The sequence below is a fragment of the Rossellomorea sp. ABR4_004 genome (assembly GCF_056159585.1).
Map to the genome: position 1 here is coordinate 2,170,897 of NZ_JBSWVM010000001.1, position 24,384 is coordinate 2,195,280.

Annotated in this window: 19 protein-coding genes; 1 reads left to right on the forward strand and 18 read right to left on the reverse strand. The window is 44.8% G+C overall.

The genetic code is table 11. From position 1 onward, the window contains the following. Positions 1 to 106 precede the first annotated feature (106 nt). From ACXAF2_RS10980 to ACXAF2_RS11015, 8 genes are all read right to left on the reverse strand, one after another. On the reverse strand, positions 107 to 718 hold the full coding sequence (locus tag ACXAF2_RS10980; protein WP_475138684.1) for a thymidine kinase: 612 nt from the start codon (positions 716 to 718) through the stop codon (positions 107 to 109). Between the two features lie 312 nt (positions 719 to 1,030). Beyond that, positions 1,031 to 1,243: a 50S ribosomal protein L31 gene (gene rpmE, locus ACXAF2_RS10985; RefSeq protein WP_034765123.1), complete on the reverse strand. Its 213-nt coding sequence runs from the start codon at positions 1,241 to 1,243 to the stop codon at positions 1,031 to 1,033. Positions 1,244 to 1,464: 221 nt separating this feature from the next. After that, entirely contained in the window at positions 1,465 to 2,727 is a 1,263-nt protein-coding gene (gene rho, locus ACXAF2_RS10990) for a transcription termination factor Rho (RefSeq protein ID WP_475138686.1), read from the reverse strand. Positions 2,728 to 3,268: 541 nt separating this feature from the next. Continuing rightward, positions 3,269 to 4,231 (reverse strand): class II fructose-bisphosphatase, encoded by a 963-nt coding sequence (gene glpX, locus ACXAF2_RS10995; RefSeq protein WP_034765120.1) that lies wholly within the window; start codon positions 4,229 to 4,231, stop codon positions 3,269 to 3,271. Positions 4,232 to 4,761: 530 nt separating this feature from the next. Further along, positions 4,762 to 6,045: a UDP-N-acetylglucosamine 1-carboxyvinyltransferase gene (locus ACXAF2_RS11000; RefSeq protein ID WP_427599863.1), complete on the reverse strand. Its 1,284-nt coding sequence runs from the start codon at positions 6,043 to 6,045 to the stop codon at positions 4,762 to 4,764. A 193-nt stretch (positions 6,046 to 6,238) separates the two neighbouring features. Next, positions 6,239 to 6,880 (reverse strand): fructose-6-phosphate aldolase, encoded by a 642-nt coding sequence (fsa, locus tag ACXAF2_RS11005; RefSeq protein WP_475138689.1) that lies wholly within the window; start codon positions 6,878 to 6,880, stop codon positions 6,239 to 6,241. Between the two features lie 175 nt (positions 6,881 to 7,055). Continuing rightward, on the reverse strand, positions 7,056 to 7,916 hold the full coding sequence (locus ACXAF2_RS11010; RefSeq protein WP_475138690.1) for a class II fructose-bisphosphate aldolase: 861 nt from the start codon (positions 7,914 to 7,916) through the stop codon (positions 7,056 to 7,058). Between the two features lie 180 nt (positions 7,917 to 8,096). Beyond that, positions 8,097 to 8,459, reverse strand: coding sequence for a response regulator (locus ACXAF2_RS11015; RefSeq protein WP_148971206.1), 363 nt, complete (start codon positions 8,457 to 8,459; stop codon positions 8,097 to 8,099). Positions 8,460 to 8,663: 204 nt separating this feature from the next. On the opposite strand from ACXAF2_RS11015, the gene ACXAF2_RS11020 reads away from it, so the two are divergent. Then, entirely contained in the window at positions 8,664 to 9,188 is a 525-nt protein-coding gene (locus ACXAF2_RS11020) for a DUF2529 domain-containing protein (protein WP_475138692.1), read from the forward strand. A 329-nt stretch (positions 9,189 to 9,517) separates the two neighbouring features. Here ACXAF2_RS11020 and ACXAF2_RS11025 read toward each other — a convergent pair whose 3' ends face one another. From ACXAF2_RS11025 to ACXAF2_RS11070, 10 genes are all read right to left on the reverse strand, one after another. After that, positions 9,518 to 11,122 carry a CTP synthase gene (locus ACXAF2_RS11025; protein WP_475138693.1) on the reverse strand — a complete coding sequence of 535 codons (1,605 nt, stop codon included), beginning with the start codon at positions 11,120 to 11,122 and terminating at the stop codon, positions 9,518 to 9,520. Positions 11,123 to 11,612: 490 nt separating this feature from the next. Continuing rightward, positions 11,613 to 12,179, reverse strand: coding sequence for a DNA-directed RNA polymerase subunit delta (gene rpoE / locus ACXAF2_RS11030; RefSeq protein WP_475138694.1), 567 nt, complete (start codon positions 12,177 to 12,179; stop codon positions 11,613 to 11,615). 160 nt (positions 12,180 to 12,339) lie between these two features. Beyond that, a complete protein-coding gene (locus tag ACXAF2_RS11035; RefSeq protein WP_475138696.1) occupies positions 12,340 to 12,522 on the reverse strand; it encodes a hypothetical protein in 183 nt (60 codons plus the stop codon). A gap of 266 nt (positions 12,523 to 12,788) precedes the next feature. After that, positions 12,789 to 16,055: a fused isobutyryl-CoA mutase/GTPase IcmF gene (gene icmF, locus ACXAF2_RS11040; protein ID WP_475138697.1), complete on the reverse strand. Its 3,267-nt coding sequence runs from the start codon at positions 16,053 to 16,055 to the stop codon at positions 12,789 to 12,791. Beyond that, positions 16,052 to 16,705, reverse strand: coding sequence for a TetR/AcrR family transcriptional regulator (locus ACXAF2_RS11045; protein ID WP_475138698.1), 654 nt, complete (start codon positions 16,703 to 16,705; stop codon positions 16,052 to 16,054). The genes icmF and ACXAF2_RS11045 overlap by 4 nt, the downstream gene beginning before the upstream one ends. 258 nt (positions 16,706 to 16,963) lie before the next feature. Then, positions 16,964 to 18,103 carry an acyl-CoA dehydrogenase gene (locus ACXAF2_RS11050; RefSeq protein WP_475138700.1) on the reverse strand — a complete coding sequence of 380 codons (1,140 nt, stop codon included), beginning with the start codon at positions 18,101 to 18,103 and terminating at the stop codon, positions 16,964 to 16,966. Positions 18,104 to 18,279: 176 nt separating this feature from the next. Next, positions 18,280 to 19,416 (reverse strand): acyl-CoA dehydrogenase, encoded by a 1,137-nt coding sequence (locus ACXAF2_RS11055; RefSeq protein WP_475138701.1) that lies wholly within the window; start codon positions 19,414 to 19,416, stop codon positions 18,280 to 18,282. Positions 19,417 to 19,445: 29 nt separating this feature from the next. After that, on the reverse strand, positions 19,446 to 20,297 hold the full coding sequence (locus tag ACXAF2_RS11060; RefSeq protein WP_475138702.1) for a 3-hydroxybutyryl-CoA dehydrogenase: 852 nt from the start codon (positions 20,295 to 20,297) through the stop codon (positions 19,446 to 19,448). 190 nt (positions 20,298 to 20,487) lie between these two features. Next, a complete protein-coding gene (locus ACXAF2_RS11065; protein WP_475138704.1) occupies positions 20,488 to 21,675 on the reverse strand; it encodes an acetyl-CoA C-acetyltransferase in 1,188 nt (395 codons plus the stop codon). 344 nt (positions 21,676 to 22,019) lie between these two features. Then, positions 22,020 to 24,137 carry a 4Fe-4S dicluster domain-containing protein gene (locus tag ACXAF2_RS11070; protein ID WP_475138705.1) on the reverse strand — a complete coding sequence of 706 codons (2,118 nt, stop codon included), beginning with the start codon at positions 24,135 to 24,137 and terminating at the stop codon, positions 22,020 to 22,022. Positions 24,138 to 24,384: the final 247 nt, after the last annotated feature.

Below are 24,384 nucleotides of genomic sequence, written 5' to 3' on the forward strand. Positions count from 1 at the left end.
TAGGATTTCCCACAGGAAAGTGCTTATTCATACAAAACTCAAGGCGGTAATATGGCTCGGAAAATAACCAGAAATAAAAAAAAGCCCCAAACATGGGACTTTTCATTTATACTTCCTTCACCATATCAGGTGTAACACTCATTCCAGTCGGAACTTCATGGTGATGACGGCATCTTGGCTCATATGCTTCAGACGCACCTACTAGGATGACGGGATCATCGTAGCAAGCTGGTTCGCCGTTGATTAATCGTTGTGTTCGACTTGCGGGAGAGCCGCATACTGCACAAACGGCTTGAAGTTTTGTCACTTGTTCGGCAACGGACATTAAGTCCGGCATTGGACCGAATGGTTCTCCGCGGAAATCCTGATCAAGTCCTGCTATGATGACACGATATCCACTGTTTGCTAATTTTTGGACGACCTCTACAATGCCTTCGTCAAAAAATTGAACCTCATCAATAGCAACGACATCCACCTCTGGATTCAGGTCATCGAGGATCACATTTGATCCCTCGACTGCTTTGGCAATGACAGAGGTACCATTATGAGATACAACCGACTCATCGCTATAGCGATTATCTAGTTTTGGCTTATACACAGCAATTTTTTGTTTAGCAAATTGAGTGCGTCTTACCCGGCGGATCAGTTCCTCGGATTTCCCTGAGAACATGCTGCCGCAAATGACTTCTACCCAACCCGTTTGTTTCATGACATACACGAAAGCGCCTCTCCTTCCTTATGCAATATTCTATAATAAAACAGTCTGACTGTTAGTAAAAACGGACTACTCTTTAGTATAAAGCATTCCTTTATGTACGGAAAAAATGCTCACAATTCAGTAATTTGGCAGAAAAAAAGAGGCACAGCTCAATTGGAACTGCCTCTATTTCTTCAACCATTTGCTTTAAAGAGAATAAAAAACAGGCAAGCATGAAGATCCTTGCCTGTTTTTCTAATAGAAGAGAAGGGTCAATCTCGTCTTTTTATGCCTTACGCACAAAGAAATTCGATATGACCTCCCAGCTCTTCATTATTGTTGTTGATTTTTAAGACCGTATTTTTTGTTGAAACGGTCAACACGTCCACCAGCGTCAGCGAATTTCTGACGTCCTGTGTAGAATGGATGGCATTCAGAACATACCTCAACGCGCATTTCTTCCGCTACAGAACCAGTTTCAAATTCGTTACCGCAAGCACAGCTAACTTTGATCGTGTTGTACTTAGGATGAATTCCTGATTTCATTTTCTTTCATCTCCTTCCGCCCTGAATCATCTGAGACAGAGTAATTTATTACGAAGATATATGTGATATGAGCATAAGCATGAGAGTTATAGCCAGCCCCTTACCACATCCATTTTTTAAAACACATTGACACTATTATAACAAGGACAAGTGATATTTGCAACCTGAAAAATTGGAAGTTACAGACAGCATTCTCCTCAAAAAATCATTCGATTACTAGATTAACGCTTCTTCGACTCTTCTGTCAACACATTAAAAAACTCTTCATTCGTCTTCGATTGCTTCAGCTTGCGCATAAGCTTTTCAGCGAAATCAGGCTGATCGGACATCGCTTTACGAATCGCCCACAGCTTTTCAAGATGATCCGGTTTAATGAGAAGTTCTTCGCGACGAGTTCCGGAACGACGGATGTCGATGGCCGGGAAGATACGTCTTTCAGCAAGAGAACGATCAAGATGAAGTTCTAAGTTCCCTGTTCCTTTGAACTCTTCATAAATCACATCGTCCATACGGGATCCTGTGTCCACTAACGCCGTTGCGAGAACCGTTAAGCTTCCACCTTCTTCAATGTTACGTGCCGCACCAAAGAATCGTTTCGGGCGGTGGAACGCAGCAGGATCGATACCTCCGGAAAGTGTTCGTCCACTTGGCGGGATGACAAGGTTATAAGCACGTGCCAAACGAGTGATACTATCCATCAGGATAATGACGTCACGCTTGTGCTCCACTAAACGCATGGCGCGCTCAAGAACGAGTTCAGCCACTTTAATGTGGTTTTCCGGTACTTCATCGAATGTTGAACTTACGACTTCTGCTTCAACTGAACGTTCGATATCGGTTACTTCCTCTGGACGCTCATCGATCAGAAGAATGATTAATTCCGCTTCAGGATGATTCGTCGTGATCGAGTTCGCGATTTCTTTGATCAGCATCGTCTTACCTGCTTTAGGTGGCGCAACGACTAGACCACGTTGTCCAAAACCGACAGGCGCTATAAGATCCATGATACGCGTGGAGATTTTGTTTGGTGTTGTTTCAAGTTTCATTTGACGGTCAGGATATAATGGCGTGAGACCTGGGAAATGGACACGTTCTTTCGCAGATTCAGGCTCTTCTCCATTGACCATTTCAACATGAAGCAGTCCGAAATAACGCTCGTTTTCCTTTGGAGGGCGCACCTTACCCGATACCTTATCCCCGTTACGAAGATCGAAACGGCGGATTTGTGACGCAGAAATATATATATCCTCAGAGCTTGGAGAAAAGTTGATCGGTCGTAAGAAACCGAATCCCTCTGATTGGATGATTTCAAGAACCCCTTCCATAAAGAAGAAGCCTTCTTGTTCTGCTCGAACTTTAAGGATGGCGAAAATCAATTCTTTTTTTGTTAATTTACTATAATAAGAAACTTTGTATTGTTTGGCTAGCTCATAAAGCTCTTTAAGCTTCATATTTTCTAAGCTAGAAATTGTTAACTCTTCCATCATGACACCACGCTTTATTAATTTGTCCTACCTTAAAATAAAACTTTGTTGTTATTTTTCACAAGTGAGTAGAGGTTGATTTCCGCTACAGGATGCTCGCTTTCCGCGGGGCGTGAGTTGAGCCTCCTCGGGCCTTGCCCTGCGGGGTCTCAACTTTCCCGCTATTCCCGCAGGAGTCGAGCACCTTCCGCTACAATCAACTTATCTTTGATCTCTTTCACAAATAAAGATCTATCTTTTAGAAAAGAGCCAAATATGGGTAGATTTTTCTAAAAATGAAGAAATATGTTGAAGCATAAACTAATAGAAAAAATGCTGAAGATAAAAACCTTATCTATTGTAACCATACTTTTAATCAAGAATCAATGACTGGGTAAAAAAAGGAAGGTAAATATGTAGATAGGCAGCATTTTTTCACCTATGAAGAAAAAAAGTGAGTGATAAGAGTGATCATGGGCAGAAATGGTAAGACACTCTGCCCATCCCTCATCTCTTATTAAGAAGAGTTGGTTTCTCTCTCAATGTTTCTTTTATCTATCTATTATCTCATGACCAGGTTTGGCTTTTTCTGAAGACTGTGGCGGCCGTCTATGAAGCGGACAGTTCCAGACTTCGCACGCATTACGACTGAATGAGTCAATCCGTATGTCCCTTTAAGCTGAACCCCTCTTAACAGTTCGCCGTCCGTCACACCTGTTGCCGCAAAGATCGCATCGTCACCGCATACGAGGTCTTCCATTCGAAGGATCTTGTCCACATCCAGCCCCATGCTGATACAGCGCTGCAGTTCGGCATCGTTCTGTGGTAAAAGCTTACCTTGAATTTCTCCACCTAAGCATTTCAGCGCAACGGCAGCAAGTACTCCTTCTGGAGCCCCACCGGATCCGAATAATATATCGACACCCGTATGATCGAATGCTGTGTTCATAGCTCCTGCTACGTCACCATCATTGATCAGTTTGATACGGGCTCCCGCTTCTCTCAGCTGCTGGATGATATGCTCATGACGAGGACGATTTAAGACGGTAGCAACTACGTCTTCGATGTCCTTGTTCTTTGCTTTTGCAACGGCTTTCAGATTATCGATAACAGAAGCGTTGATATCAATTTCCCCAACCGCTTCCGGTCCAACTGCGATTTTATCCATATACATATCCGGTGCGTTCAGTAGGTTTCCGTGGTCTGCCACCGCGAGTACTGCCAGTGCATTCCAGCCTCCGGAAGCAACGATATTCGTTCCTTCCAACGGATCGACGGCCACATCTACACGTGGACCATAGCCTGTCCCTAGTTTCTCACCGATATATAGCATTGGAGCTTCATCCATTTCACCTTCACCGATAACAACTGTTCCCTTCATCGGTACCGTATCGAATACATCGCGCATGGCAGAGGTTGCAGCATCATCTGCTTCATCCTTCTTACCGCGACCCATCCAGCGGGCTGATGCAAGGGCAGCCCCTTCTGTTACTCGAACAAGCTCCATTGATAAACTTCTTTCCATGTATATAGCCTCCCGTATTCCCTTTTGTTTTACAATATTCTTTAATTGTATAACATATTAACAGATTTATTGTAACACATTAAAGAGGGTGGAGAGACTTTTTTTCGAAAAAAGTAGGACACAATGGTTCATTTCAGCCGAAAATTTCTGGTAATACAGTAAATATTTCCAGAAAAGTAAGTGGCTCTTCACCAATAGCGAGTAGTGGTTGATTTCCGCTCCAGGTGCTCGCTTTCCGCGGGGCGTGAGTTGAGCCTCCTCGGGCTTTGCCCTGTGGGGTCTCAACTGTCTAGCTCCGGCGGCTAGCCCCTCGAGGTCATAAGCTAAATGGTCCAAGAAGGCAAAGGACGCCTTCCCGGCCCATTTAGCTTATGCTTGTCGGGGCTGTGCGAGCCGCCTACGCTTTTCGTGCCTTCCCGCTATTCCCGCAGGAGTCGAGCACCTTCCGCTCCAATCAACTTAGATATTTAATGCTTTATCTCAAAACATAAGAGTAACAACTTCTCGAAAGCTATAAAGTTTTACTGAATCTACGACTTCATCTGCTCCAATTCTTCCGCAGACATTTTTTCACGCCAGATTGTGGCTCCGAGGCCTTCGAGTTTGGCAACGAGGTCGCTGTATCCGCGATCGATATGCTCGAGTCCGGTTACTTCTGTGATTCCTTCTGCCATTAAGCCGGCGATGACAAGAGCCGCTCCTGCGCGGAGGTCACTTGCTTTCACTTTGGCACCTTGTAATTGTACAGGTCCATTGACGATGGCCGAGCGACCTTCCACCTTGATCGTCGCATTCATTCTTCTCAGTTCATCGATATGCTTGAAGCGGGCTGAATAGATGGTATCCGTTACGACAGCAGAACCTTCCGCCCTGTTCAATAACGTGGTGAACGGCTGCTGCAGATCTGTCGGGAATCCTGGATACACCAATGTTTTCACATCAACGGATTTGAGCTTGTCCGCTCTTCCGATGTAGATCTGGTCGTCGTTTGTTTCAACGGGTACGCCCATTTCACGCAGCTTGGCGATGACCGATTCCATATGTAATGGGATAACGTTGTCAACGAGTACGCCTTTACCGACTGCTGCTGCAAGAATCATGAACGTTCCTGCTTCAATGCGGTCAGGAATGATCGTGTGACGGCAGCCGTGAAGCTCGTCTACACCATCAATACGGATCACATCGGTCCCTGCCCCTTTGATCTTCGCACCCATATTACTTAGTAATGTAGCTACGTCAATGATCTCAGGTTCTTTTGCCGCATTTTCAATGATCGTTCTGCCTTTTGCACGTACAGCGGCAAGCATGATGTTGATCGTTGCTCCTACACTGACGACGTCCAGGTAAATACGGGCACCCCTTAATTCATCGGCACGAAGATAAATCGCACCTTGTTCATTCGTCACTTCTGCTCCGAGAGCCTCGAAGCCTTTAATATGCTGGTCAATCGGACGTGGACCAAGATGGCATCCACCCGGTAATCCGATGACCGCTTTTTTGAATCGTCCAAGCATCGCTCCCATTAAATAATAAGAGGCACGAAGCTTTTTTACCTTCCCGCTTGGTAAAGGCATGGACACCATTTGACTTGGATCTACACTCATATCCCCATCTTCCAAATTGACGGAACCACCGATCTCCTCTAATAGATCTTTCAGTGTCCGCACATCAGAGATGTCAGGTAACCCTTCGATTGTGACTGGTGAATCCGCAAGAATGGTTGCCGGGATCAAGGCTACCGCGCTATTTTTGGCCCCACTGACTTTAATGGTTCCTTCAAGGGGATAGCCTCCTGCAATTTTTAGCTTTTCCATATTAAACTCCCTTCCACTGTTCCTTGATGAGGAAGCCCCAATGGCTGTCAGACTCCACACACCAAAAACAAAAAGGATTATTTTTCCAAAAGAAGACGCTCTAAGAAGTATTGTCTACTAGTGTATACATAATTCGTCAAAACATGTATAGGATAAACGAATTTTTTTTTGGCTTAGACCAATTGCCTTACGTCTAGCGGTTGTTCCAATCATTCAGGAATGCATCGATTCCTTTATCCGTAAGGGGATGCTGGAACAATTGCTTCAACACTTTCAAAGGCACTGTCGCAATATGAGCCCCTCTTAAAGCAGCTTCCGTAATATGCTGTGGATGGCGGGTCGATGCCGCAATGATTTCTGTTTCCAGACCGTGAATCGCAAAGATTTCAGCAATCTGGGAGACCAGCTCCAGTCCATCATGACCGATATCATCTAACCTCCCTAAAAAAGGTGACACGTATGTCGCTCCGGCACGAGCCGCTAAAAGCGCCTGGTTCGCACTGAAAATCAGCGTGACATTTGTCTTGATCCCTTCTTTAGCAAAAGTAGATGCAGCCGTCAGACCATCTGGTGTCATTGGAAGCTTCACAGTAATATTTGGCGCGATCTTCGCAAGCTCCCTGCCTTCTTTGATCATGCCTTCAGCATCTAACGCGATGACTTCAGCGCTTACGGAACCAGGGACTAAGTCCGTGATTTCCTTTAATCGATCTTCGAATGTCACATTTTTTTCTTTTGCTACAAGCGACGGATTCGTTGTCACTCCTGAAATGATACCCCATTCAAATGCTTCTTGAATTTCACTCATGTTTGCTGTGTCTATGAAAAATTTCATTAACTATACCCCATTTTCGACAAAATTTTCAATCATCTTTTAATGAACGGAAGGGACTGACCCAAAAAGGTATCAACCCTTTCCTGGTGCCAGTCCCATCCTACAGCTTCATTCTATTTCTACCACATTCGGAAAGCCTGTAATCTATCAGCAAGAACTTTCCAAACATTACCTATTATTCAGCTTGGTTAGAAGAACCAAATTCGCGCATTTTGCCAGCAACTGTCGCTTTGATCGCTTCACGGGCAGGACCCATGTATTTACGTGGATCATATACTTCAGAGTCAGCTGCAAGTACTTCACGTACTGCTTTGGCAGAAGCAATTTGGTTTTCAGTATTTACGTTGATTTTTGCTGTTCCGTAAGAAATCGCTTTTTGGATGTCTTTTGTCGGAATTCCAGTACCACCGTGAAGTACTAGTGGTACTCCAGTCGCTGCACCGATTTCTTCCATTTCTTTAAATCCAAGATTCGGTTCACCTTTGTAAGGACCGTGAACAGAACCAAGTGCAGGAGCAAGTGTATCGATACCAGTACGGTCTACTAATTCTTGACACTCTTTAGGATCTGCATAGATAACGCCATCTGCTACTACGTCATCTTCTTGTCCACCAACAGTTCCAAGCTCAGCTTCAACAGAAACACCTTTAGAGTGCGCATATTCAACCACTTTAGAAGTGATTTCAATGTTTTCCTCGAAAGGACCATGAGAAGCGTCGATCATGACAGAAGTGAAACCTGCATCGATGGCTTCTTTACATTTGTCATAGCTTGAACCATGGTCTAAGTGAATCGCAACAGGTACTGTGATGTTCAAGTCTTCCATAAGACCTTCGACCATTTTCACAACAGTTTTGAAACCGCTCATGTAACGTGCTGCCCCTTCAGAAACACCAAGGATGACAGGTGATTTTTCTTCTTCAGCAGCTTGTAGAATCGCTTGAGTGAACTCAAGGTTATTCAGGTTGAATTGACCTACTGCATAGCTATTTTCTTTTGCTTGAATTAGCATGTCTTTCATTGAAACTAAAGGCATAGTAATTTCCTCCTTTTATTCAGTCAGTGAACCATTCTAGTAGAAATGGCGGTGATATTCATAGCACCATGTGACATTGTTTACAATTTCACTTGTATCATACCAAAACAGAATTGATTTTACCAACTGCAGAGGCGAATTGATAAAAATACTACTATTTTTACTATTCAAATAATACGATCAAGCTGGAATATATTGTTTCACAGCCTGCCTGATGTCGTCGATATCAAACGGTTTCGCAAAGTGAGTAAGCGCTCCCAGATCCTTTGCTTCCTGAATCATGTCCAGTTCCCCGTACGCAGTCATAATAATGACGCGGATATCTGCATCCTTCTGCTTCATTCTCTTCAAGATTTCGATCCCATCCATACCCGGAATCTTCATGTCCAGCAAAACCAAATCAGGGGAATGCTGATCTACAATTTCAAGCGCCTGGATTCCGTTCGCTGCCTGAAATGTTTGGTAGCCTTCCTTTTGTAACACTTCATTTAATAGAATCCTAATACCAAATTGATCGTCTACAATAAGAATTTTCTCGTTCATCCATCCCAATCCCCTTCGTATTAAAGTAAATTATGTATTACTGAGCTAAATAACCGACTAATAATTGTATATTTATTACTAATTCTCTTTTTACTGTAAAAAATCCTGCTTCTTATCAAGATTTTACTTAAGACCTTTTTCCCCTTTATAATAAGCGTTATGATGACAAATGTCGAAGCTAAATAGGTAAGGAGAGTTTATTCCATGATAAAAATGTTCACGACACAGTTAACCGGACTATTCAAACGCATGTATGATAAGCAGGAATTCGAAATTGAAGATGGTGCCCGCCTGCTGGCCCAAGCCGCCATCGGACAAGGAAATATCTATATTAAGGGCTACGGGGAAATGGAAGCTGTCACAGCCGAGGCCTTATTTGGTGCTGAACCTCTTCCTTCCGCTAAAAGTTTCGATGGTTCCACTGAGTTGACGGAAGCTGATCGAGTATTAGTCGTCAGCCGTTTTTCAACTGATGTGGATGCCGTGAAGTTAGGGAAGAAACTGGCTGATGAAGGTGTGCCATTCGTTGCAGTTTCTGGATTGGTGGAGGGTGAAGAGAATCTGGTGGATTTAGCCGGTGTTCACCTGGATACAAAAGTGATCAAGGGCATGCTTCCAGGCGATGAAATCGGTGAGCGAGTGAGCTTTCCTTCCAGCATGGCGGCCCTTTATCTTTATTTTGCCCTTGGGTTCGTGATCCGTGAGATGTTGGAGGAGTATGAGGAGTAATAGATAGGCCCGTTCCTGGTTGGGGACGGTTTTTTTTTGGATGGATATTTTCTGAGAGAAGCGCTCCGCAAAATTTGTTCGTTCATTGAAGAACGATCGATATCTTGAAAATAAGGTTGATAGAATGAAAGAACGGTTGATAAAACGATAGTGAAGGTCAATAAATTCCGATTCCCCTTAAAATCGTCATCCACATCCTTTCAAGACACCGATCAGCCCTGATAAATGCATTCTTCCTGCAAAAGCAACCTTCGACAAATCCCACACCCACCCAATAATACAAAAAAACCACCCTCCCAAACCAGGGAGAGCAGTTCCATAATCAACTCTTATTTTTCACCATATGCAAGTGACGCTTCCACGAAGTCTCTGAATAGAGGCTGCGGACGTGTCGGGCGTGATGTGAATTCAGGGTGGAATTGAGATGCGACGAACCATGGGTGGTCGCTTAGCTCGATGATTTCCACTAGACGGCCATCAGGGCTTGTGCCTGAGAAGATGAAGCCGGCTTTTTCCATTTGCTCACGGTAGTGATTGTTGAATTCGAAGCGGTGGCGGTGACGCTCGTAAACCACTTCTCCATCATAGGCCGTATAGGCTTTTGAACCTTTTGTCAGCTTACATGGGTATAGTCCGAGGCGCAGTGTTCCACCAAGATCTTCGATGTCCTTTTGTTCCGGTAAAAGGTCGATGACAGGGTATGGCGTCTCAGGATTCAACTCAGCTGAGTGAGCTCCTTCCAAACCAAGAACATTACGTGCATATTCAACAGATGCCAGCTGCATTCCAAGGCAGATTCCAAGGAAAGGCACCTTATTTTCACGGGCATATTGAGTGGCAGCGATTTTCCCCTCTACCCCACGGTCACCGAAACCGCCTGGTACAAGGATTCCATCTACATCTGCCAGCTTTTCTGCTACGTTTGCGTTGTCGATCAGCTCAGAGTTCAACCATCTTACCTCGATGTCGCTATCGAAATGATAACCGGCATGGCGAAGGGCTTCCACTACTGAGATATACGCATCCTGAAGCTCAACATATTTCCCAACCAGGGCGATTCTTGTTTTACGAGACAGGTTTTTCACGCGATCAACGAGTTCATTCCACTCGGTCATGTCGGCTTCGTGGCAGTTCAGTTTCAAGTGCTGGCATGTGATTTCATCAAGCTTTTGATCCTGAAGAGCAAGTGGTACAGAGTATAGGGTGTCTGCATCCATCGCTTCGATTACAGCATTTTTATCGATATCACAGAATAACGCGATTTTATCTTTCATGTCTTGAGTCATTGGCATTTCTGTACGTACGACGATGACATTTGGCTGGATACCAAGACTGCGAAGCTCTTTTACACTATGCTGAGTCGGTTTTGTTTTCATTTCACCCGCTGCTTTGATGTAAGGTACAAGAGTACAATGGATGTACATCACATTGTCACGGCCAACATCGCTCTTGATCTGGCGAATGGCTTCAAGGAAAGGAAGAGATTCGATATCCCCTACAGTTCCACCGATTTCCGTGATGACGACATCTGAATTGGTTTCGCGTCCAGCGCGGTATACGCGTTCTTTGATTTCGTTGGTGATGTGTGGGATAACTTGTACAGTACCACCAAGATAATCACCGCGACGCTCTTTCTTCAATACAGTTGAATAGATTTTACCCGTTGTCACAGAGCTGTACTTCGTCAGGTTAATGTCAACGAAACGCTCATAGTGGCCTAAATCAAGATCCGTTTCCGCACCATCATCTGTTACGAATACTTCACCGTGCTGATAGGGACTCATCGTTCCCGGATCCACGTTGATGTATGGATCGAACTTCTGGATCGTGACACTCACTCCACGGTTTTTCAATAGTCTTCCAAGGGACGCTGCTGTGATCCCTTTCCCTAGTGACGACACTACGCCGCCTGTTACGAAAATATACTTAGTCATGTATAAGTCCCCCTTCAAAGTAAGTTTGGTTCAAAAAAAGTAGAGGGTGTCCATTGTAGGTATGTCATGAATTTATCTTGTTCAAAGAAGGACAAGTCCATTCTCTTAATATAAATTCATCTGCATACTCAAGCTTTAAGACAGCCTCTTATGATCAATATACATAAAAATGTAAGGGGTCTTAAAGAATCGATCCGCCACACATAAAGGAATAGAAAATACCCTGTTACGTCAAAGCTTTCTTCTTATAAAATAAAAAAAGCCCCACTTACAAAACATGTAAGGGGAGCATTGTATACATAATTCGTCCTTTTTTAAGGAGCCCAAATAAAATACTACCTTCCTCAAAGAAAGAAGTCAAGCATAGAATGATGAGGGAATTTTCAATCAATGGCATCACTTGGTGGACAAGGTTCGAGACAAAAAAACCTATCAAAAAGACAAACAGCTCTTTTTGATAGGTTGGTCTGATGCTTATTGTAGGTGAGGACTATTTATCATCCTTTTCCTCATCAAGATCTTCTTCGTCGTCGTCTTCATCAACATCATCGAATTCATCGATTTCCAGCTCTTCATCGTCTTCATCGATGTCCAGATCTTCATCTGCATCGTCGTCAACGGCATCTACATCATCGTCATCTGTCAGATCATCGTCATCGTCCGTGTCATCAAGATCATCATAATCAAGATCTTCATCGTCCAGATCATCGAAATCGTCAAGATCTAAATCGTCATCGTCTTTCTTCTTCGCTTTTTTCTTTTTGCTGGACTTCATCGTTGGAACCGTTTCTTCCTCGATTTGATCCACCGGATACCATTCTCTTAATCCCCAACTGTTATCGCCCATGGCAATAAAACGTCCCTCGACATTAAGGTCCGTGTAGAATTGAAGTAAGCGGCTGCGAACCTCTTTTTCAGAGATTTCAAGCAAATCTTTAATTTCTTTGACTAAGTCTTCGAAAGGCATCGCTTTCTTTTTCTCTGTCAAAATCTCATGAGCCAACTCAATAAATGATGTTTGACGTAATTCTTCTTTGGATAACTGCTTAAGACTCAATTAACGCACTTCCTTTCTCTATTTCACACTCTACTAAGTAGAGTAAAAAAGGGCAAAAATTCTCCATTATCAATTCTAACCATATTCATCATTATAAACAATAGAAATGACTTTATGCTATACCTATCTGGTTTTTCTTGCATTTTTTTCACAACTGGTGTCAGGAAGGTCTGCCGCTTTCCCATTTCTCTTCTTTTTCACCGTTTCGAATCACACGGAACGCCTCATAGAAAAGATAGAAAGAAAGTAGAAGAAAAGGAATCGCTCCTAATTGCAATTGATATAGAAGGATTGCAGCAAATATGATGATGGCTAATAGTATATAACGAAAAATGGTCTTCACAGTCTCACATCCAAACGTATGTATCGTTCTTATCCTCTCACTAATCTGACAATTCTCATTATATAGGAAATGATACCCGACTACTATTAAGATCGTGTTAAAAATTGGTTGATTTTGTTTAAAGGATAGACTGTTTATGGACTTTTTAAACATAATTCGTTATTTGACCTTAAGCATTTGAAATGTTTAATGATTCTCCTGCAGAAGAGGTATCCAGAAAAAGAGACCACTGCATCACCACAGTAGTCTCATTTTCTTCTTTGTTGCTACATATTACGACGGTACTGTCCGCCAACTTCATATAAGGATCGTGTGATTTGGCCGAGACTGGCTACTTTTACTGTTTCCATGAGTTCTTCAAAGATGTTTCCTCCGTTCACTGCTGCTTGTTTTAAGCGAGTCAGTGCTTCTTCGGATTGATCTTTGTGCTGTAATTGGAAGTCACGCAGATTATGAATTTGTGTTTCTTTTTCTTCCTTTGTTGCACGTGCAAGTTCCATGCTGTCCATTTGTTCCTCTGAAGGTGGAGTTGGATTCAAGTACGTGTTCACTCCCACGATCGGAAGCTCCCCGGAATGTTTTTTCATTTCGTAGTACATGGATTCCTCTTGGATTTTGCCTCGTTGATACTGAGTTTCCATCGATCCAAGTACGCCGCCTCGATCATTCAGGCGATCAAATTCTGTCAGAACCATTTCCTCCACCAGATCGGTCAGCTCTTCTGCGATGAACGATCCTTGAAGCGGATTTTCATTTTTGGATAATCCGTGTTCTTTCGTGATGATCATCTGAATCGCCATGGCACGGCGGACCGATTCCTCTGTAGGTGTCGTGATGGCTTCATCATAGGCATTGGTATGCAGGGAGTTACAGTTATCCTGCAGGGCCATCAAGGCTTGAAGCGTCGTACGGATATCATTAAAGTCTATCTCCTGGGCATGAAGAGAACGCCCGGATGTTTGAATATGGTACTTCAGCTTTTGACTTCTTTCATTGGCGCCATATTTATCACGCATCACCGTTGACCAAATGCGACGGGCCACGCGTCCGATCACTGTATACTCCGGATCCAGACCGTTCGAGAAGAAGAACGATAAGTTTGGCGCAAACGCATTGATGTCCATTCCGCGACTTAAATAGTATTCAACATAAGTGAACCCGTTCGCCAAGGTGAAGGCAAGCTGTGAAATCGGGTTGGCTCCAGCTTCAGCGATATGATAGCCGGAAATCGATACAGAGTAATAGTTTCTTACTTTGTGATCGATGAAGTACTGCTGGATGTCACCCATCATGCGAAGGGCAAATTCAGTCGAGAAGATACACGTGTTTTGTCCTTGATCTTCTTTTAAAATATCAGCCTGCACGGTTCCACGAACGACCTGCAGCGTTTGTTCCTTCACTTCCACATATTCTTCCACCGTCAGCACACGGCCAAGCTCTTCTTCTTTCATACGGATCTGCTGATCGATGGCCGTATTCATGTACATAGCCAGGATGATCGGTGCGGGACCATTGATCGTCATGGAAACGGACGTGGAAGGGGCACATAAATCAAAGCCTGCATATAGCTTTTTCATATCCTCTAGAGTACAAATGCTTACGCCGCTCTCCCCTACTTTTCCGTAAATGTCCGGACGGTGATCCGGATCTTCACCATATAACGTTACAGAATCAAACGCTGTACTCAGGCGTTTCGCATCATCATCCTTCGATAGATAATGGAAACGGCGATTCGTCCGTTCAGGTGTGCCTTCCCCTGCAAACTGGCGCTTCGGATCTTCCCCTTTTCGTTTAAAAGGAAACACTCCTGCTGTGTATGGGAACGATCCTGGAACGTTCTCTTTGTATACCCAATCCAGAATCTGGCCGTAGTCTTTGTATTTAGGAAGGGCCACTTTCGGGATATCAAGTCCTGATAAGCTCTTTGTCTTTAATTCAGTGACGATTTCTTTATCACGGATTTTTGTGATGAATTGATCTTTGCTGTAGGTTTCTTTTAACCCATCCCATTTTTGTAAAATCTGTTTCGACTCAGCTGTTAATTTGTTTTCGACTTCCTCTTTCAACGTCTGAAGAGATGTAATGACCCCATCATTTGTTTCTTTTTCGTTGACCGCTTCGATTGCCCCTTCCAATTGGAACAATCTGCGGGCAAGGCTCACCTGCTCTTCGGCTTTTTTATGATAGTTCCGGACCGTTTCCGCAATCTCACGCAGATAGTAACGGCGATTGTTTGGAATGATGACGTTTTGCTTTTCCACATCTACATCTTTGGAGAAGCCCGTTTTCCAATCCAGTTCCATTTTCTTATTCACGGTTTCGACGATCGCTGCAAACAATGCGTTTGTACCGGGATCGTTGAACTGGCTGGCGATCGTTCCATATACCGGCATGTCATCTAAATCTTTATCAAAAAGCAAGTGACTGCGCTGATACTGCTTTTGGACCTGGCGTCTTGCATCCTCTGATCCTTTGCGCTCAAATTTATTGATGACGATGAGGTCGGCAAAATCGATCATATCGATTTTCTCAAGCTGTGAAGGAGCACCGAACTCACTTGTCATGACATACATGGACATATCACAGATTTCAGCGATTTCCGCATCCCCTTGACCGATCCCGCTCGTTTCAACGACGATCAGATCATAGCCTGCCGCCTTGACCACGTTGATGGCATCCTTGATGGCCAGTGAAAGCTCTGTTTTCGACCCACGGGTAGCAAGACTTCGCATATAGACGCGAGGATTGAAGATGGCGTTCATACGAATGCGGTCCCCAAGAAGGGCTCCTCCTGTTTTCTGTTTCGTAGGATCGATGGAGAGTATCGCGATTTTCTTTTCAGGAAGCTCGTTGATGAAACGACGGATCAGCTCATCCGTCAGGGAACTCTTCCCTGCTCCACCTGTTCCTGTGATCCCCAGAACAGGAACTTTTTTCGCTAAGTTCTTTATTTCAGAGAAAACGGTTTGGGCCGTCGCCGCCACTTCTTCATTCGCTCCGACTTGGTACTCGGCAAGTGAAATCAGCTTCGAAACCGTGTTCACATTTCCTGTAGAAAGCTTTTCTACCTCTTGATTCACGCTTCCTTTGATCGTCGGGAAATCACACTCTTCAATCATGTTGTTGATCATTCCTTGAAGACCATGCTTGCGACCGTCTTCAGGTGAGAAGATGCGGGCAATCCCATATTCGTGAAGCTCTTTGATTTCACGTGGGATGATCACGCCCCCACCACCGCCATAAATGCGGATATGAGACGCTCCTCTTTCTTTCAAAAGGTCGTACATATATTTGAAGTATTCAACGTGTCCGCCCTGATAGGACGAAATCGCGATTCCCTGGACATCCTCTTGAATCGCGGCATTGACGACTTCCTCAACGGAGCGGTTATGACCCAGATGGATAACCTCTGCCCCACTTGCCTGGATAATCCGACGCATTATGTTGATCGACGCATCATGTCCGTCAAACAGACTTGAAGCCGTGACAAAACGAACATGGTGCTTTGGTCTATAAATGTCAACCGTACTCATATTACTCCCCCTGTTCTCCCTTGTTTTTCAAACCCTATGACGCCTGCAAAAGTGAGTTCGATTTGAAGATTGATATATTCATCGAGTGTAAACCGCTTCTGAAGTGCCCAACGACGGAATCCCCACATCTGTCCCTGGACGAATACATTTTGAGCAAGCATATGGATCTGATCTTCATCAAGCTCAAGCTTTCCACTCTCGACACAGCCAATGATGAGACTTTCCACCATCCCCACCATTTCAAGTTCTTTACGCAATACATATGGAAGGGCGTCCTTCGATAGGGATTTCGCCTCCTGATACATGACGAGGACTTCATCCTGCATACGATCCATCACTTTAAAATAATGAGCGATGCCAAGCCTTAAGCTCTCCAGTGTCCCTTTTCCCACATCCAGCTCCTCAAGCTCCAGCCGGACCTGCTCATAAATGCTGTCACACACTAAATACAAGACATCTTCCTTTGTTCGAATATATTCATATAGCGTTCCGATACTGAATCCGGCGGCCTTTGCGATCTCTCTAGTCGTGGTGCGATGAAACCCCTTTTGTTTAAATAGAGAGACGGCCCCACGAATCATCTGATCACGCCGCTTTTCTACTAAACGCTCATCCTTAACAGAAGCATGAACTTCCCTCTTCTTATTCAAAACAACCGACCGCCTTTACTATCCATTTCTCCCATTGACCCCATTCCAAGACCAATCTGCCTCATCCCCCAACAAAGCAGAAGGTCATCTATCTCTCTCTAACTATATATCCAGTTCATACCGGGTCTGGCACCCTTAAGAAGCAAGCGCTGATAAGAACCCCTTTACGCCACGAAGCATCCCAAAATCTATCGGGTGCCTGACACGCTTCAGGACGACCAAGAGATCCTCTTCAAAAATCCCATTACACCCAGATTCCTACTTCGTCACCATTCGCGAAATAACCAATCTCTGAATCTCCTGCGTCCCCTCATAAATCTGGGTAATCTTCGCATCACGCATATAACGCTCCACAGGATAATCCTTCGTATAGCCATATCCACCAAAGATCTGAACCGCTTCCGTTGTTACTTTCATCGCTGTATCTCCGGCCATCAGCTTCGACATCGCCGATTCTTTACCATACGGAAGACCTTCTGACTCTAACCAGGCAGCTTGATAGGTTAATAGACGGGAAGCTTCGATGGACGTAGCCATATCGGCAATCTTGAATGAAATTCCCTGGTTTGCTGCAATCGGCTTACCGAATTGCTCACGTTCTTTTGCATACTCAACAGACGCATCAAGGGCTCCTTGGGCAATACCGACGGCTTGAGCAGCAATTCCGTTTCGTCCCCCATCAAGGGTCATCATGGCAATCTTGAATCCATCACCTTCGTTCCCAAGCATGTTCTCTTTTGGTACCTTACAATCTTCAAATACGATTTCAGTCGTTGGCGATGAACGAATCCCGAGCTTCTTCTCTTTCTTTCCTACAGAGAACCCTTCGAAGCCTGCCTCTACGATGAACGCACTGGTTCCGCGTTGGCGCTGGGAAGGATCTGTCAAAGCAAATACGATATACGTATCAGCGATTCCACCGTTAGTGATGAAGATTTTAGAGCCATTCAATACGTAATGGTCTCCTTCTAAACGGGCCGTCGTTTTCATACCGCCGGCATCGGATCCTGAACCTGGCTCAGTCAATCCGTAAGCCCCGATTTTTTCACCTTGTGCCATTGGACGAAGGTATTTCTGCTTTTGCTCTTCTGTACCGAATTTATATACCGGCCATCCCGCTAACGATGTATGGGCTGAAAGGGTTACCCCCGTAGATGCGCACACTCTTGAAAGCTCTTCAACGGCGATGCAGTATGCGAGATAGTCACTCCCGATTCCACCGTACTCCTCCGGCCAAGGAATCCCCGTCAATCCAAGCTCCGCCATCTTCTTAAACAAGTCCATGTCAAAGCGCTCTTCCTCATCACGCTCGGCAGCAGTCGGCGCCACCTCATTCCTCGCAAAATCACGCACCATCTTACGTATCATTTCATGCTCTTCTGATAATTTAAAATTCATCTCAATTCCTCCAAATATATGATCTACTTCATACCGGGTCTGGCACCCTTACGAGGCAAGCAAAGCAACAAAACCCCTTTACGCCACGAAACACCGCAATCGATCTCAGGTGCCTGACACGCTTCAGAACGTGTGCACGAATACACCTCTCCAAGAATCCAAGCCCTCACATCCAACTAAACCAATAAATTCTTCCCAATCACCATTCTCTGAATCTCACTCGTACCTTCATAAATCTCCGTCACCTTCGCATCACGGAACAGTCGCTCAACCGGATATTCCTTCGTATAACCATATCCTCCGTAAACCTGAATGGCTTCTGTTGAGACTTCCACTGCTGTTTTAGAAGCAAATAGCTTTGCCATGCTTGCTTCTTTTCCACAGGAAATGTTATTTGAACGAAGATTTGCCGCACGGTACACAAGAAGCTTCGATCCTTCAACGGCCGTCGCCATATCTGCAAGCTTGAATCCAATCCCCTGTTGGGCTGCGATCGGCTTACCGAATTGTACACGCTCTTTGGCATAAGCGGTGGAATAGTCGAAAGCCGCTTCAGCGATTCCCAATGCCTGCGCTGCAATCCCGATCCTGCCGACATCCAGATTCGCCATGGCTATTTTGAAACCTTCCCCTTCTTGACCCAGAAGGTTTTCAGCCGGCACTTTCATATCTTCAAACGTCAACTGAACCGTTCTCGAACCGTGGAGACCCATTTTATGTTCGTCTTTTCCAATCACAAGGCCCGGTGTATCTTTCTCTACGATGAAGGCCGATACTCCCCGGCTCTCTTTTGACGGGTCCGTTGCGGCAAAGACAATATACGTATCCGCTTCTCCACCATTTGTAATAAATACTTTTGAGCCATTTAATACATAGTGATCGTCACGTCTTTCGGCTTTCGTTTTCAAGCTTTTCGCATCCGATCCCGCACTCGGTTCCGTCAGGCAGAAAGCTCCCAAATATTCTCCGGTCGCAAGCTTGGGAAGGTACTTTTGTTTTTGATCTTCGTTTCCGAAATAAAGAATCGGATTTGTTCCCACTGAAGTATGCACAGACAGGATCACCCCGATGGTTGCGCTTACTTTGGACAGCTCATGTATGGCAATGATGTAGGATGTGAAATCCATTTCAGAGCCGCCATATTTCTCAGGAATCGTGATGCCCATCAACCCAAGTTCCGCCATTTTATTCAATATCTCTCTCGGGAATTGCCCTTCTTCCATCTTCTCGATAAACGGCTGGATTTCCGTTTCGGCAAAACCCCGTACCATTTTTCTCATCATCTGTTGCTCTTCAGTAAATCGTAACTCCATGAATGGTTCCTCCCTGATGTTCGTCGTTGTTACTCGTATGAATAGAAGCCACGGCCTGTTTTTCTACCTAACCAGCCGGCTTTCACATATTTTCTAAGTAGCGGGCATGGGCGATATTTGTCATCACCGAAGCCTTCGTGCAGTGTTTCCATGATGTATAGGCATGTATCAAGTCCGATGAAATCTGCCAGAGTAAGAGGACCCATTGGATGATTCATACCGAGCTTCATCACTTCATCAATCGCCTCTTTACTCGCGACTCCTTCATATAGCGTGTAGATTGCTTCGTTGATCATCGGCATAAGGATACGATTTGAGACGAAGCCTGGAAAGTCCTCTACTTCAACGGGTACTTTGTTAAGGGCTTTTGTCATGTCTTCAATCACTTGATACACTTCATCCGTCGTCGCAAGGCCACGGATGATTTCAACCAACTTCATGACCGGTACCGGGTTCATAAAGTGCATTCCGATTACTTGCTGGGGACGCTTCGTCGCTGCAGCGATTTCTGTAATCGGTAGTGAAGAAGTGTTCGAAGCAAGGATCGTGTGCTCCGGAGTTATTTCATCCAGTTGAGCAAAGATTTTCGTTTTGATTTCCATGTTTTCAACGGCTGCCTCGATGACAAGGTCTACTTGCTTCGCGTCATGAATATCCGTTGAAGCCGTCAAACGGTTCACTGTAGCTGCTTTTTCTTCTTCTGACATTCTTCCTTTTTCTACGGAGCGCGTGAGATTCTTGGTGATCACACCGATTCCCTTTTGTACAAATTCAGCTTGCAAATCGTTCAGGTAAACGTCGAATCCCGCCTGGGCACACACTTGAGCGATTCCTGATCCCATTTGTCCTGCCCCGATGACCATTACTTTTTTGATGTTCATTTTGTTCTCCCCTTTGTTAAAGCTAGTTATCTAGTTGGTTTCGTTTGAAGTGGATTTGTTTTGTTCAGCTGCTGAAATATGCCGCGAATTCAGCAGCTGATTATCATTTGAAATTCAGCTGCTGAACTCCTTTAACCCACTGATATCCCTGCAGAAAACTTTGTACATGGTACAACTTTCCCCTACCATTCTACTGCTTCGCCACCTCAATCATAATCGCATCCCCTTGACCGCCTCCGCTGCAGATCGATGCAATTCCTACACCGCCTCCGCGACGTTTCAGTTCGTATGCCAGCGTCAGGATGATACGGGCTCCGCTTGCTCCGATCGGATGACCAAGGGCGACGGCTCCACCGTTCACATTGACTTTTTCCGGATCTAACCCGGCGATTTTCCCGCTTGTCAGGGCAACCGCTGCAAATGCTTCGTTAATTTCGAACAGGTCAATTTCTTCGAGTGATTTGCCTGTTTTCTTCAGCAGCTCATTAATGACGAGTCCCGGTGTTTGCGGGAAGTCCTTTGCTTCAACGGCAATCGCCGTGTGTCCAAGTATGGTAGCTAATGGTTGCTTCCCTTCTTTTGTGGCTCTTTCTTCACTCATGAGTACCATGGCTGCCGCCCCGTCGTTGACCCCCGGTGCGTTCCCTGCTGTGATGGTTCCTTCTGATCCGAAGACTGGACCTAATTTGGCCAGGGCTTCGATGGACGTTTCTTTACGTGGGGCTTCATCTTTACTGACTACTACTGGTTCCCCTCTACGCTGTGGTACTTCCACGGCGACGATTTCTTCCCCAAGAATGCCTGCATCTGTCGCTTTCAGAGCGCGTTCATGGCTTCTAAGTGCCCAACTGTCCTGCTCTTCTCTTGATAACTCAAACTCTTTCGCAGTTTCATTTCCGTACGTTCCCATGTGGACATTGTTGAAGCTGCACGTCAATCCGTCATGAACCATTAAGTCCTTCACTTGGGAATCCCCCATCTTGAAGCCCCAGCGAGCTTTCGGAAGGATGTACGGTGCATTGGACATGGATTCCATTCCGCCCGCCACGATGACTTCGCCGTCACCTGCACGGATGATTTGGTCACCCATTGTCACACTTCGCATTCCTGAAGCACACACTTTGTTGATGGTTTCCGTTTTAACGTTCCAAGGTAATCCGGCATGACGTGATGCTTGACGGGAAGGGATCTGTCCCTGCCCCCCTTGTAATACAGATCCGAGGATCACTTCCTCTACTTCTTCACCATTTATCCCAGATCGTTTCAGGGCTTCCTTCACGGCAAAACCGCCCAGCTCTGAAGCTGTGAAACTGCTTAAGCTTCCACCAAATTTACCGAATGGCGTTCTTGCTCCATCTAAAATAACCGTTTTTCCCATCTCAATCGCTCTCCTTTATATCTGAATGATTTGATTCGACAAAAACAAATTGTATACGCTTTCAACTATTCTTAAAAAAAATAGGACTTACTTTAATTCGACTGAACGCTCGCTCAACCAGTCCCCATAAGAGAAGGGACACAAACTGTCCCTTATATACCTTTATTGTACTTCATATTCGGTTAGAACGTAATGATTTTTTAGAAAGTTTTTATTTTTCTATTAAATTTATTATTGTAGAAAAATAATAGGAGTGAAACGCAGGTAGATGCTATTTTGTTTCACTCCTGATTATTCATCTACTGAGAAGCGGACCCTTCATTATCCAAAGGATAATATTCTTTTTACGAAGCAGCCGGTTGATCTTTTTGATCGCCGCATACCGCTTTTTCAAGGATTTCTGCCACATCCTGAGTAGAGACGGTTTCTTCTACTTCCTTCGCTTTCGTTCCATCCGAAAGCATTGTTAAGCAGTATGGACAACCGGAACTGATGACCGATGGGCTGACCTCAAGTGCCTGCTCTGTACGGGAAACGTTCACGCGGTGACCTGCGTCTTCTTCCATCCACATGAGTCCTCCACCAGCTCCACAGCACATGCCTTTTTCACGGTTACGTTCCATTTCAACCAATTTCACGCCTGAGATTGATTTAAGGATTTCCCGTGGTGGATCGTATACTTCATTGTAACGTCCCAGGTAACAGGAATCGTGGAAGGTGATGGTTTCATTCACTTCGTATTTCGGCTTCAGGCGCCCTTCTTTTACCAGGTCATATAGAAGCTCTGTATGGTGATACACTTCCGCTTCCAATCCGAAGTCCGGATACTCATTTTTGAAAATGTTATACGCATGCGGATCGATCGTAATAATTTTCTTGATTTCATTTTTTTCGAATTCGGCGATGTTTTGACCTGCAAGCTCCTGGAATAGGAATTCATTACCAAGTCGACGTGGTGTATCGCCGGAATTTTTCTCTTTGTTTCCTAGTATCGCGAATTTCACGCCTGCTTCATTCAGCAGCTTCGCAAAGGATAACGCGATTTTTTGGCTGCGGTTATCGAATGAACCCATGGATCCAACCCAGAATAAGTATTCGAAGTCTTCTCCCGCTTTTTTCATTTCTTTCACCGTAGGAATATGAACGTCTTCTCTCGCTTCACGCCAGTTTTCACGTTCTTTACGGTTCAGACCCCAAGGATTCCCTTGGCGTTCGATATTTTGCATCGCACGCTGTGCATCTGCGTCCATCTTTCCTTCTGTCAGGACCAGGTAACGGCGAAGGTCGATGATTTTATCTACGTGCTCGTTCATGACCGGACATTGGTCTTCACAGTTACGGCACGTCGTACATGCCCAGATTTCTTCTTCTGTGATGACGTCTCCGATCAAGGAAGGACTGTACGCAGCACCAGCAGCTGCTTCTTCTGCTGCTTGAGTGGCACTCGCCATGGCGAGCTGATTCCCTTTCGTACCATTGAAAGCAAAAGTCGGCACCCAAGGTTTTTTCTGCGTAACGACCGCTCCGTGATTCGTCAGATTATCACGCAGTTTGACGATTAAATCCATTGGGGAAAGCATTTTCCCCGTTCCTGTAGCAGGACACATATTCGTACAACGACCACATTCCACGCACGCGTAGAAATCGATCATTTGATGTTGCGTGAACTCTTCAATTTTCCCCACCCCGAAGCTTTCGGCTGACTCATCTTCAAAGTCGATGGGCTTAAGCTTTCCAGGGTTGTCTAATCGATTGAAGTAGACATTCGCAGGACCTGCGATTAAATGAGCGTGCTTCGATTGTGGAACGTATACAAGGAATGCCAGTAAGAATAATAAATGGATCCACCATGCCACATAGAAGATGACGATGGAAGCCGTTTCTCCAATGGCTCCAAGTGCTCCTGCAATGAGTGACGCTACAGGCTCTGTCCAGGCAAGCTCTTCACCGTGCCAGATAAGGCCCATTCCGTTCCCTACCAGAACCGATAGCATTAATCCCCCGATGAATAGGAGAACCAATCCTGATTTAAACCCTCTTTTTAGACGAACCAGTTTTTCCACATAGCGGCGATGGAAGGCCCAAACAACCGCTACCAGGATCATGAGTGTGACAATCTCCTGGAAGAACGTGAAGCCGGGATATAATGGTCCAAGTGGTAAGTGACTCCCTGGCGCCAGTCCTTTCCAGATGAAATCGATGGCTCCGAATTGTACTAATATGAAGCCGTAGAAGAACATGACGTGGATCGCTCCACTCTTCTTATCTTTCAAGAGCTTCTTCTGGCCGAAGACGTTGACCACGATCTTCTGGAATCGTTCCTTGAATCGCTGGTCGAACTCCACTTTCTTTCCGAGCTTAATATATTCAATTCTCGTCTTTACTACATACACAAACAGACTAAGTGCGTAAATGGTCACAAGAATAAATGCAACCCAATTGAGAATGAGTAACCCATTCATTGAAAAACACTCCCCCTTATTTGGTTCGACTCGAACTTCCCCTTTGTTCGGACTTTTACAAACCAAATTAATATTCTGAATAGTTCATATATCCATTATATTATGAATGAGCATTCAGTCAATGGTTTTTCCCAAGAAAAATGAAAACCTTTACATGAATAGTCATTCATTCCGCGGAAATGACCAGGACTTTTTGTACCCCCCATAGGTTTCAATATGAATCATTAAAGGTAAAAGAAGAAAGAGT